Below are 13,698 nucleotides of genomic sequence, written 5' to 3'. Positions count from 1 at the left end.
TGCATTCATGTCAGCGCCTTCCGAACAAGCTGCGCAGGCGCTGGCCCAAGGGCGCGGGGCGCTGCTGGGCGGGCGGCGTCTCGGGCAATGCAGCCAGTTCGGCGGCGAGCGTGCTCAACGTGCCGTTGGCGATATCCAGCAGGTTCAGGCGCACGCCGGTTTCGCGCTGCACGCGCGTGGCCATTTCCACCGCGAGCAGGGAGTGACCGCCAATGTCGAAGAAGTTGTCGCTGGTGCGCACCTGGCTGGTGTGCAGCAGTTCCTTCCACAGGGCCGCCAGCAGTTGCTCGCCGGGCGTCTTGGGTTGCACCGCGAGCTCCGTGAGATCGTCGCTGTGCGCGCCGGGTAGCGGCAGGGCGGCGATGTCCAGCGTGCCATCCGGCAGGCGCGGCAGCGCCTCCAGCACGACGAGGTGCCGCGGCATGGCGTGCACGGCCAGTTGGCGACTCAGCGTTGTGCGCAGCGAATCGCGGTCGAGCGAGGCGTTGCCGCTGGCAACCACGTAGGCGTCGATCTGGCTGGCGCCGGTGGCGTCGGTGCGCACGATGGCCTCCGCTTCCGCCACACCCGGCTGCGCACGCAGCAGAGCCTCGGCAGCGGCGGGATCGATCTCGCGACTGTCCATTTGTACGCGCCGGTCGAAGCGACCGAGCACCTGCATGTGACCATCGGCCAGCCAGCGGGCGCGGTAGCCGGTGGGCCGCAGCGCGGTGGTGTCGTCGAGCGTGATGGTGCGGGGCGCTTGCCCGTTGGCCCGCTGACCGAACGCGACCGAAAGTGCCTCGCCCGCCAGGTGTATCTCGCCAATCGCACCTACCGGGCAGGGGCGTTGCTGTGCATCGAGAATCCAGGCCACCGTGCCGGCCAAGGGGCGGCCCGCATGCGCGCCATCGGCCGGGCTGGCGATGCGTCCGGCGCTCACCACGGGGGCGGTGGCGTCGCTGCCGAACAGGTTCCACACGCCCGCGCTGCGCTCGGCGATCTGGCTGGCGAGTTCGGGGGTAGGTGCACCGCCAACGCATACGGCGCGCAGCGCAGGCTCGCCCTCCCAGCCTGCGTCGAGCAGGGCCCGCCACGCCGGCGCGGGCGCCAGCACGATGTTGGCGGCGGTGGCCTTGAGCAGGCCGAGCATGGCCTCGCCGTCGTTGGACTGGTGAATGTCCGCCAGCACGAACTTGGCACCACTGGTCAGGGCGAGCAGGCGCTCCACCACGGAGAGCCCGGTGGTGGGTGGCGCGATGCCCACCACGCTATCGGGCGGGCCCACATGCAGTTCGTCGCGCAGCGCGGCGATTTGTCGGGCGAGGGCACGATGACTGATGGCGATGCCGTGTGGCTTGGCATCGGCGCCGGGGTGATAGGTCACCATCGCGATGTCGTCGAGCGAGGCGCGCCCCGTCGTCTGGCGTTGCGGCGAGGCGGCGAGCAGTTCGCCGGTATCGGTGTCCAACCACAGCGCTTTGGCGTGCGGCCAATCCAGCGCGGCTTCCAGCGACGCGGGGCCAAGCACGAAGTGGGCGCCGGCGTCGTCGATGAGGTCACGTTGATGCGGCGGCGGATCTTGCGGGTCCAGCAGCAACAGCGTGCCGCCCGCCTTGAGCGTGCCGAGCAGGGCGCTCAGGCGTCCGATGCCGGGTTCGGCGCACAGCGCCACGATGGAGCCGCGCCCCACGCCGCGCTGGCGCAGGCAATCGGCGACGCGATTGCTGCGCGTTTCCAGATCTTGGTAGGAGGTATTCCAGTTGCCTACCGCGAGCGCGGGCGCCGTGGGCGTCGCGTCGGCGTGGGCCTCGAATTGGCTTAACGCATCCACCGGTGATGCGATGGCGGCGTGTGGCGCGTTCCAGGTTTGCTGCTGGGCGTGTTCCTCGGTGGTGATGGCGTTGAGCGCCTCGATGGTTTGCGCCGGGTCCGCGATCACGCGAGCCATCAAGGCCAGGTAGCGATCGCGCTGCAGGCGTGCCGTGTCGGCTTGCAGGATGTCGGCGTTGTAGGTGACGCCGCCGAGCAGGCCCTTGGTGTTCTCCAGGAACCACAAGCCCAGGTCTTCCGTGGCACCGCTCTGGAACAACAGAATCTGTTCGTGCTGCAAGCCGCCCCAATCGACCACGCGCTGGCGCGCATCCTGGAACGAGAACAGGGCTTGATACAGCACGGCGCCATGACCGTGGCCGGTGCGCAGCTCGCGCTGCAGGAACTCCAGCGGTACATCGGGGTGGCCGAAGCTTTCGATGGCGGCGTTCTTCACCAGTCGCACGAAGTCGATGAAGCGCAACGTTGGGTCTACCGTGATGTGCAGCGGAAGCAGGTTGTTGAAGTAACCCATCACCGCTTCTACTTCCGTCTGGTTGCGCGCACGCACGGGCGTGCCCACTACCAGGTGGCGCTGGCCGGCCATGCCGCTGAGCAACACGTAGTAGAGCGCGAGCAAGGCCATGTTGAGCGTGGCGTCGGCTTGCTTGGCCACTTGGTGCATGGCGTCGGTCTGCTCTTTGGGCACGCGGATCCATTCCGTGCGGCCAACGCCCGACATGCCAGGGCGACGCGGATGGTCGGTGGGCAGGGCGTGGGTTTCCTGTGCCTGCGCCAGGCGCTCGCGCCAGTACTGCAACTGCGCCTTGAACGGCTCGCTGTCCAGCCATTGCGCGTGCCAGGCGGCGAAATCGCCGTAGCTCACGGGCAGCTCGGCCAGCGGCGATGGCCGCCCTTCGGCAAAGGCTTTGTACAGCGCCGACAGTTCGGCGTAGAGAATGTCGAACGACCAGCCGTCCCAGATGATGTGGTGCGGCATGAAGAAGAACACGTGTTCGTCCGGCGCCAGCTTGAACATGCGTGCGCTGAACAGCGGCGCGCGGGTAAGGTCGAACGGCGTATCGGTAAGCGCTTGCAGCCGTTCCATCAGCGCGGTTTGGCGCTGGTCGGCCGGCAGCGTGGATAGATCTTCGGCCGGGAACAGGGAGAGTTTGATGTCCTCGACTACCTGCACCACTTCGTCGCCTTCGCGACGGAACGCGGTGCGTAGGATCGGCTGGCGGCGCATGAGTTCGTGCATGGCCTGCTCAAAGGCCGCCTCGTTCAGGGGGCCGCTCAGGCGATGCGCGGAGGGCGCGTTGTAGGTGACGCGGCCGGGCTGGAGTTCCTCCAGCGCCCAGAGACGCTGCTGCATCAGCGAGAGCGGCGCGCGGCCCTGCTCGGCGCGACGCTGGATCGGCGGGGCCGACGTGGCCTGGCCGCTCGCCTTGAGCTGGTCGATGGTGGCGGCAAGGCTGGCGATGGTCGGTGCGTCGAACAAGGTGCGGAAGGACAGCGTGATCTCGAACTCGCGGTTGAGTCGCGCGGTGAGTTGCGCGGCGAGCAGCGAGTGGCCGCCCAGCGCGAAGAAGTTGTCGTTGACGTCCAGCTCGGGCAAGGCGAGCACCGCTTCCATCGCTGCGGCGACGCGGCGTTCGGTATCGCTCTGCGGCGCCTGGCGTGGCCGATCCGCGGCAGCCGAATGCACCGCAGGCGCGGGCAGGGATTTGCGGTCGATTTTGCCGTTGGGCAGCAGCGGAATGGCATCCAGCGCCATCATGTGCTGCGGCACCATGTAGTCCGGCAGGCGCTGGCGAAGGCGCGGACACAATGCCGTTTCCTCGATGGCCGCACCTTCGCGTGGCACCACGTAGGCCACCAGGCGCACGTCACCGGGGCGATCCTCTCGCGCCACCACGACAGCGCGCGCCACCTCCGGCAAATCCGCGAGCGCGGTTTCGATTTCGCCCAGCTCGATGCGATAGCCGCGAATCTTCACCTGGAAATCCAGGCGGCCGCGATGTTCCAAGAGGCCCTGCGCGAGCCAGCGGCCACGGTCGCCGGTGCGATACATGAGGGCGGACGGCGAGCCGTCGAATGGATCGCGCAGGAAACGTTCGGCGTTGAGTTCGGGACGATGCAGGTAGCCCAGCGTTACGCCATCGCCGCCGATGTAGATCTCGCCCGGCATGCCCAGCGGGCACGGCGCACCGTGCTCGTCGAGAATGTGTACGGTGGTGTTGGCAATGGGCCGACCGATGAAGATGCCGGCACGCGGCGCCTGCACGTGCCACAGGGTGGACCACACCGTGGTTTCGGTGGGGCCGTAGGCGTTCCACAGTTCGCCACAACGTTCCAGCAGGCTCTCGGCGAGATCGAGTGGCAGCGGTTCGCCGCCGGCGATGGCCTTGAAACCAGCGCGACCCGCCCAGCCGGATTCGAGCAGGATGCGCCAGCCGGCCGGCGTGGCCTGCATCATGGTGGCGTCACTCTGTTCCACCAGCCGGCGCAGCGCGGCGCCGTCGCGCACGTCGTCGTAGCTGGCCAGCACGATGGCCGCGCCCACGCTGAGCGGAAGCATGAGTTCGAGGAAGGCGATGTCGAACGACAGCGTGGTCACCGCCACGAGGCGGTCGTTCGGGCCAATGCCCGGCTGTTGCTGCATGCTGGCGAGGAAATTGGAGGTGGCGCGATGCGGTACGCGCACACCTTTCGGTTTGCCGGTGGAGCCAGAGGTATAGATCAGGTACGCCACCGACTCGGGCGTGGCCGCGCGTTCGTCGCGCGGCAAGCGCGCGGAGCTGGCCGCGTCGATGGCCGCTGCATCGCGGCGCAGGGATAGCTGGCGGTCGGCGGGAAAGGCAAGGGCTTCGCCCGCTTCGTCATCGACGATCAAGGCGGCCAGCGCCGCATCCTCGGCCATGAACGCCAGGCGTTCGGCGGGAAAGCTCGGGTCCAGCGGCACATAGCCCGCGCCAGTCTTCAGGACGGCGAGCAGCGCCGCCACCATGTCGGGTCCACGCGACAGCGACAGGCCTACCAGGCTGCCATGCGCCACGCCGCGTTGGCGCAACACCTGGGCAATGCGATTGGCGCGCGCTTCCAGCTGGGCGTAGGTGAGCGGGTTGGTGCCCTGGGCGATGGCGATGCGCGCGGGGTCGTGATCCACCTGTTGCTCGAAGTATTCGTGGGCCAGGCGGTCGGCCGCATAGGGTGTGCGCGCGGGTTGCAGGGCGTGCAGCGCATCGCTCGCTTGATCGGACACCAGGGCCAGCGCGCCGCCGGCGGCCTCGGGTGTGGCGACCGCGCTGCGCAGCAGGGTTACATAGGCATCCAGCCAGGCGCGGATGGTGGCCGCGTCGAATAGGTCGCTGTTGAACTGGCACTCCAGGCGCAAGCCATCGGGCAGTTGTACGGCGTTGACGAACAGCTCGAAATTTTCGAAGGCGCGCGGATTGCCGGCGAACTGAAAACGCAGGCCCGGAAAGGTCACGCTGCGCTCGTCCAGCGCCTGGTCGAGGTTGAATAGCACACTCACCAGCGGCAGGCGGCTGGGGTCGCGCGGCAGCGACAGGCGCGCCAACAGGCTACCCAGGGTGTACTGCTGGTGCTCAAACGCATCGAGCAGATCGCTGCGCACCAGGCTCAGGCTCTGTGCGAAGGGGGCGGCGAGGTCGATCGCCACGCGCAGCGGCAGCACGTTGACGCAATGGCCCACGAGCGCATCGTGACCGCCGGCAGCCTGGCCTGCGGAAGGAATGCCGATAACCACGTCGTCCTGCCCGCTCAGACGTTGCAGCAGCAGGCCGAACGCGCTGAGCAGGGTGGCATAGAGACTGGCGCCGCGCTGCGCGCCCATGCGCTTGATGCCGGCGATCAGGGCACCGTCGAGCGTGAGGTCTTCGCGACGGGAGGCAAAGCTGCGCTGGCGAGGGCGCGGATGGTCGGTGGGCAGGTCCAGCGAGGGCGTGGCATCGGCGAAGCGCTTGAGCCAGTAGGTCTCGGCCGCTCGACCTTGTTCGCTCTGCGCATGCGCGGCCTCCGCCAGGGCGAAGGCACTGAAGGCGTCGGCCGGAGGCAGGGCGTCGCCGCCGGTCAACTGCTGTGCGTACAACGCCGCGAGATCACGCACGATCACGCCGAAGCTCCAGCCGTCGCACACGATGTGGTGCGCGGTGAACACCAGCAGATGATCCTGCGGATCGAGGTTGAGCAATTCGGCGCGTACGAGCGGACCGTTCTCCAGGTCGAACGGCTCCGTCACGGCGCGCTTCAGCGTGGCCTCGATATCCGCATCGCGTTCGTCCACGCCGAGCCAGGAGAGATCGCGTACGGGCAGCGCAAACGCCTGTTGTGCCGCGACGTACAGCTCCTCGCCATCGCGGCTGAAGGTGGCGCGCAAGGCCTCGTGCCGTTCCACCAACTGCTGCAGAGCGGCCTGCAGGGCGGGCACGTCGAGTTCGCCTTGCAGGCGCAGGGAGATCGACTCGTTATAGGCGAGCGAGGCGGCCGGCTCCAGCGTGGAGGCAAGCCATACCTCGCGCTGGGGCGCGGTGGCGGGAACGACATGGGCCAGGGCGGAACCCGCGAAAGGGTCATAGTCCACGGCGACCGGGGCGGCGGTGGGGAGCGGCGTCGTGTCGTTGGGAATCATGCGTTGACCCTCATGAACTTGCCGGGCATATCCGGATTGGGCACGAACCAGGCCGGGTTACCTTCGTGATCTTTGCCCAGGCGCGCGCCGTGCACGGGCGGGCGCGTGGCATCGAAGGCGAGGGTTTCCACGTTCTTGTTGCGGGGCAGGAACTCCGCTTCCTGCAACTCCAGCACCGATTCCTTGAAGGCCTTGGCGATGGCGAGGAAATCCTGCTCGCTGTGCGCGGTGGTGAAGAAGCAGGGGAAGTTGTCCAGCACATGGATGCCGCGGCTGCGCATCATGGCGAACAAGAGGTCTTGCAGCGGGTGGTCCTCGGTGAAGTTGGTTTTCCATACCGAGGCGAAGTGCACCAGGTGAATGGGCGCGCCCACGCTGGCGCAGAAGGCGTTGAGTTCGTCCATGAGCAGGGCGGTGCGCGTGTTGAGGCGCTCCTGCAGCGCTTGCCCGTTGGCCTTGAGGTGGGTGAGCACCGCATGTGCCGCCGCGAGTGCGAGCGGGTGGCGCACGAAGGTGCCGGCGAAATAGGTGACGCCGACGGTGGGAATGGATGCGTCGCCGTACTGCCAGCCGCCGCCATCGAGCGCATCCATGTAGCGGCGCTTGCCGGCGATGACGCCGATGGGGAAGCCGCCGCCCACCACCTTGCCGTAGGAGGCGAGGTCGGCGTCGATGCCGAGCATGGCCTGCGCGCCGCGCGGGTGCGAGCGAAAGCCGGTGACTACCTCGTCGAAAATGAGCAGCGCGCCGGCGTCGGCGGTAATGGCGCGCAGCTCCTTGAGGAAGTCGCGCGGCTGGAAATCCGGCCGGCGGCTCTGCACCGGCTCCACCAGCACGGCGGCGATGCTAGCCGCGCGTTCGCGGATGATCTGCAAGGACTCGGGCGTGCCGTAGTCGAGCACCAGCACGTGCTCAGAGGTATTGCGCAGAATGCCGGGTGCGGCAGGCACCGAGCGCAGCTTTTTGGTGCCGCGCACGATCACTTCGTCGAAGATGCCGTGGTAGGAGCCGGTAAAGATCACCAGCGTGTCGCGGCCGGTCACGGTGCGGGCGATGCGGATGGTGCCCATCACCGCTTCGGAGCCGGTGTTGCACAGCGCGGCACGGTCGAAGCCGGTGAGTTCGCAGACCTGTTCGGCGACTTCGCCGGCGAGCGGGTGTTGCGGGCCGATTTCGTAGCCGGCGTCCAGTTGGCGACGCACGGCATCGAGCACAAAGTCCGGTTGCCAGCCGAACAGGTTCATGCCAAAGCCGTTCAAGGCGTCGATGTATTCGTTGCCGTCCAAGTCCCACACTTTGGAACCCTTGGAGCGATTCACCACGATCTGGTAGATCATTTCCTTGAGCAACGGACGGAAGCCGTTCACCACGCGCGGATCGGCAAGGTGATCGCGATGCCGCTGGGTGTATTCCTTGGAGGCGCGCGTGCGGTCGATGTAGCGACGCATGAAGGCGTCCAGGCGGGCGCGCTGGCGCTCGGACAGATCGGTGGTGGTGGAGTGGATGCGTGCGATGGCGCCGAAGGCCTTCTTCACGTCGTAGGTGGTGTGCGCGAGCGCGGCCTCTTCGTCGGGCGCAGGCGCGCTGGCGGAAGCGGGCGCTGAAGCGGCGGCGGGTGCGCTGGGTGCCGCTGGCGTCGCGGGAGCCGGCGTTGGCGTGGCGATGGCAACCGGCGCGCCGCTGCTGGCGGCGGCGAGCAAGGCCAGTTGCTGCTGCATGATCAGCATCTGCTGCTGGATCACGTCCTGCATGGCGTTGCCGGTGACGGCGGGCATGGCGAACGTGGGTGCGGCGGACGGCATGGCGACCGTCGTGGCCGATGCGGTGGCGGGCGCGCTGGTCGCGGGGGCGGCGGCGTCCGGAGGAAGCAGTTGGTCGATGTGCATGGCGAGACGCTCGAAGGAGGAGAACGACTCCATCAACTCGCGGAAGGTGATCTTGAGCGAGAAGGTCTTTTGCAGTTGTAGGGCGACCTGGGTGAGGGCCAGCGAATCCAGGCCCAGCTCCACGAATCCGGCGCCTGGGTCGGTGCCGGCGAGCTCGGTACCGGCCACGTCTTCGAAAAGCTCGACAAGCTGGCTGAGCAAGCGGTTGTAACGGGCCGTACCGGCGCTGGGGCCGGAGAGGTTGGCTTCCATGGGGCTCTCCGCAACGGGGGCAGTCGGTGGATTGAACAAAGGAATGACGTTGTCGCGCGCAGGCGCTGCCGGCGCATGGCCGGCCTGGCTGGCAGGCGCGGCGGCATCGATCCAGTAGCGTTTGCGTTCGAAGGGGTAGGTGGGCAGCGCCAGGCGATGGCGATGTTCGCGCCGATCCAGTTGCGGCAGATCGAGCGTTGCGCCGGCGCACCACAACTGGCCGACGGCGTCGAGTAGCGCGGCGCGCTCGCGTTCGGGCGCATCGGCCAGCGACGCGGCGATGGTGCGGCCACGACTCTGCGGATGCTGGCGGGCCAGCGTGCTCAAGGCGGTGCGCGGACCTACTTCCAGGAATACGGTATCGGCCTGGGCCAGTTGATCGAGCAGCGCACCGGAGAAGCGCACGGTGCCACGCAGATGACGCGTCCAGTAGGCGGGGGAGGTGGCCTCCGCATCGGTGAGGCGCTGTCCGGTGAGCGTGGAGATGATCGGCAGCTGCGGCGCCGCCAGCGCGATGCTCGCCACCTCCTCGCCGAACGGCGCGAGTGCAGGGTCCATCATGGCGGAGTGGAAGGCGTGCGAGGTCTGCAGCACGCGGCAGGCCACGCCGTCGCGCTCCAGCGCGGCGCGGAAAGCTTCCACTTCGGCGATCTCGCCGCTGACCACGCTGGCCTGGGGGGAGTTCTCCGCAGCCAGTTGCAGCGTTGCCGGCAGGCGCGTGATCAACGCGGACGCATCCTGACGTACCGAAAGCATGGCGCCGGCAGGCAGCGCCTGCATCAGGCGACCGCGACGCGCGACCAGGCGCGCGCCGTCGGGGAGTGTCATCACGCCGGCCAGCACGGCTGCCACGAACTCGCCCACGCTATGGCCGATCATGGCGACCGGGCGCACGCCCAGGCTGAGCCACCATTGCGCCAGCGCATACTCGATGGCGAAGGTGGCGGGTTGGGTCAGCGAGGTTTCGCGCAGCGCATCGGCGTCGTCGGCGAACAAGCGCTCGCGCAGGTCGAAACCCAGCTCGGCGTGCAGTGCCTCCGCGCAGGCGTCCAACGCCTGGCGGAATACCGGTTCGGCGGCGTGTAGCGCGCGCCCCATGCCGGCGTACTGCGAGCCTTGGCCGGGAAAGAGAAACACCACGCCCGGGGCCGCTTGAGCACTACGGGCCTGGTTGGCGGCCAGCGCAGTGAGGCGCGTGACGGCATCGGCGGTGTCCTGCGCCGCTACGGCAAGACGCTGGGCAAAGCGCTTACGCCCCTGGATAAGGGTGTGCGCCACATCGGCAAGATTGCTTTCGGGATGAGCGCGCAGGTGTGCGGCCAATCGCGTGGCCGCGCTGGCCACCGCGTCGGCGGAGCGTGCGGAAAGCAACAACAGTTGCGGACCGTCGGCCGGCTCGGAAGCGACGGCGGGCGGCGCCTGCTCCAGAATCACATGCGCATTGGTGCCGCCTACACCGAACGAGCTAACGCCGGCACGCAGCGGTTCGTCACCACCGGTCCAGGCGCGCAGCTCGGCGTTCACCACAAAGGGAGTTTCGTCGAGGGCGAGCTTGGGGTTGGCCGACTGATAGTGCAGGCTCGGCGGTAGCACGCGTTCGTGCAGCGAGAGCGCCGTCTTGATCACGCTGGTGGCACCGGCGGCCATCACCAGGTGGCCCATGTTGCTCTTGACCGAGCCGATGGCGCAGAAGGCGCGTTCGTTGGTGTAACGGCGATAGGCCGCGGTGAGGCCTTCGATTTCAATGGGGTCGCCCAGGGGCGTGGCGGTGCCGTGTGCCTCCACATAGGAAATGGAGCGCGCATCCACGCCGGCGTCGGCCAGCGCCATGCTGATCACGGCGGCCTGGCCGGCGCTGCTGGGCGCGGTAAAGCTGGCCTTGTGGCCGCCATCGTTGTTGACGGCGACACCGCGGATGATGGCGTAGATGGTGTCGCCATCGCGTTCGGCGTCGGAGAGGCGCTTGAGCAGGACGACGGCCGCGCCGTCGCTGAACACCGTGCCCTGCGCCTGCGCATCGAAGGTACGCGTATGGCCGTCGGGCGACAGCATCGAGCCTTCCTGCGAGAGGTAGCCGCTGCGCGGCGGGCAGGTAATGGAGGCGCCGCCCGCCAGCGCCATCTCGCATTGACCAGCGCGAAGCGCGGCAGTGGCCTGGCAGATTGCCACCAGCGAGGTGGAGCAGGCCGTGTTCATGCTGATGGCCGGCCCGGTGAGGTTGAGCTTGTGGGCGACGCGGGTGGTGAGGTAGTCCTTCTCGTTGGCGAGCATCACCTGGAAAGCGCCGAGCTTGTCGATCAGGTCCGGGCGCGTGCTGAGCTGGCGCTGGAAATAGGTGGCGTTGTGCATGCCGCCGAATACGCCCACCGGCGCTTCGTGCGCATCGGGTACGTAGCCGCCGCGTTCCAGGCACTCCCAGCACAGCTCCAGAAAAATGCGCTGCTGTGGATCGGTGAGCTCCGCTTCGCGTGGAGACATGCCGAAGAAGCTGGCATCGAACTCTTCCACGCCATCCACGATGCCGCGTGCGGCCACGTAGGCCGCATCGCCGCGCTCGCTCGCCGGCACGGCAGGGTCCAATTGCTCGGGCCTGAAGAACGTGATCGATTCGCGCCCTTCGCACAGGTTGGTCCAGAACGCCTCCACGTCGGCGGCGCCAGGGAAGCGGCCGGCCATCGCGATGATGGCGATGGGCTCGCCGTGGTCGTCATGACGGCCGCGCGCCAGGCGCGTAGCTAGCGCGGAGGTGGCACCGTCGTGGCGAGCGAGTGCCGCCAGCGCCGCGGGCGTGGGTTGGGCGAAGAAGGCGGCGATGCTCGGCACGGATGACACGTCCGCATGGATGCGGGCGAGCGTGCGCACGGCCAGTAGCGAATGACCGCCCAGGTCGAAGAAGTTGTCGAGCCGACCCACCTGATCCAACCCGAGCATGTCGGCGTAGATGTCGCACAGCTTCTGCTCGATGGTGTCTTGCGGCGCCACGTAGGCTTCCGCCAGTTCCGGGCGGCGGCTATCGGGGGCGGGCAGGGCGCGGCGATCGAGCTTGCCGTTGGTCGTTACCGGCAGGCTGTCCAGGCGCAGGTAAATCGCCGGCACCATGAATTCGGGGAGCGCCTGGGCGAGTTGCTCGCGCAGGCGACGAGCGCTGAGCGCGGCACCGTCGGCCACGTAGTAGGCCACCAGGCGTTTCTGGCCGGGGCGGTCCTCTCGCGCGAGCACCGCACCGGCGCGCACGCCGGCGATGCGTTGCAGGGCCGCCTCGATCTCGCCCAACTCGATGCGAAAGCCGCGAATCTTTACCTGGTGATCGGTGCGCCCGATGAATTCCACCACGCCGTCGGGCAGCCAACGCACCAGGTCGCCCGTGCGATACAGGCGCTCGCCAGGCGCCGCGAATGGATCGGGTACGAAGCGTTCGGCCGTCAGTTGCGGCTGGCCGAGGTAGCCGCGCGCCAGGCCGGCGCCGCCGATGTACAACTCACCCGCCACGCCGACAGGTACATGACGGCCACCTGCGTTGAGCACATGCAAGGTCGTGTTGGGAATCGGGCGGCCGATGGGGATGGAGCGCGCTTGCGCATCGAGGTCGCGCGGAATGGGGTAAGTCGCGGAGAATGTGGTGCACTCCGTCGGGCCGTAGCCGTTGATGATGGTGACATCCGGCAGTGCGGCGTAGGCCTTGCGCACATGCGCCACGGAGAGTGCTTCGCCGCCGATCAGCAGCTGGCGCAGACCCTCCAGGCGGCTGGCGTCGTCGTCCACGATGGCGTTGAACAATGCCGCCGTGAGCCAGGCGATGCGTGCTTGGTGGCGCTGGATGGTGCGGGCCAGTCCGCAGCCGGTGGGGATGCGTTCGCCGTGCACGATGCAGGTGCCGCCATTGAGCAGCGGCGCCCAGACTTCCAGCGTGGAAGCGTCGAAACCCAGAGGCGCGGCGTGCAACATGCGCGGGGCGTCGCCAACGTGGATGTAGTCCACATCGACCACCAGGCGGATGATGGCGCGATGCATGATCTGCGCGCCCTTGGGGGTACCGGTCGAGCCGGAGGTGTACATCACGTACGCAAGTGCATCGCCCTCCACGTTGGGCAATGCCGGCGGCGGTGCGTCCGCCTCCAGCTCGTTCAATGTGCGCAATGGCGCGGTCACACCCGGCAGCGCCACACCGCCGGGTGCGGCGATGATGAGGCGCGCCTGCGCGTCGTTGAGCGTAAAGGCGAGACGTTCCGCTGGATGGCTGGCATCCAGCGGCAGAAAGGCAGCGCCAGCCTTGAGAATGCCCAGCATGGCGGCGATGGCATCCGGCGAGCGTTCCAGCATCAGCGCGACGATGTCGCCCGGCACCACGCCGGCGGCCATGAGGCCGGCCGCGATGCAGTCGCTGCGCAGGGCCAGTGCGTCGTAGCGCACGGCGGCGCCATCGGCCTCGATGGCGATGCGTTCGGGGTGCCGGCGCGCGGTAGCGGCAAACAGGCCGTGCACGGTGTCTTGAGCGCGGCGGGGAACAGCGGTGTCGTTCCAGGTATGCAGCAGGTGCTCGCGCTCGACCGGGTCGATCACATCGACCTGAGCCAGGGGGCCGTCGCCTTCGGTGAGCTGTGTCAGTGCGCGCGCCACGCATCCGGCGAACAGGGCGGCGCTCGCTTCATCGAACGGCAGCTGATAAGTGAAGCGCAGTTCTCCGTCGATCCATTGCCACTGGCTGTGCGCAAACGTCGAGGCGCACGGTGCCTCGCTCGTCGCACACCACGCGTGGTCACCGGCTTCGTCGCTGCGGTCGGCGAGCGGTGTCGTCACGTCGGCTAGCCAGGCGTGGCGGTCGACCTCGGCATGAGGTACGCGAACGTGTGCTTGCACCGTGATGCCGTTGGTGATTACGCAGGCGAGGACGTTATCGGCACCCGTAAGGCGCGACTCGGCCAACGCCAATGCCGCGGCCAGTGTGCGAACGCTTGGCACAGTCGCCAACGCAAGCGCGTGGCGTCCCTGGTGCCACTGTGCATCGGTCAGGCCACCCTGGCGAAGGAGTACGTCGAACAGGCCGGGTGCGGCGTTGGCGGAGGCACAAGGGTGGGTGCTGTTGGCGGTCATGGCATTCACTACGCGTGCGTCGAC

Annotated in this window: 2 protein-coding genes; both read right to left on the bottom strand. The window is 68.1% G+C overall.

The window, feature by feature from the left end:
• Positions 1–10: 10 nt before the first annotated feature.
• Positions 11–6,445, bottom strand: coding sequence for an amino acid adenylation domain-containing protein (locus tag AC3G2C_RS11525; RefSeq protein WP_488384754.1), 6,435 nt, complete (start codon positions 6,443–6,445; stop codon positions 11–13).
• Complete coding sequence (locus tag AC3G2C_RS11520; protein ID WP_488384753.1) at positions 6,442–13,674, bottom strand: hybrid non-ribosomal peptide synthetase/type I polyketide synthase; 7,233 nt, start codon at positions 13,672–13,674, stop codon at positions 6,442–6,444. Before AC3G2C_RS11520 ends, AC3G2C_RS11525 begins: the two co-directional genes overlap by 4 nt.
• Positions 13,675–13,698: the final 24 nt, after the last annotated feature.

This window comes from Frateuria sp. sgz306004 (assembly GCF_057750885.1).
The sequence above is the reverse complement of the archived record's forward strand: the minus strand, read 5'-3'. Positions and strand labels throughout refer to the sequence as shown.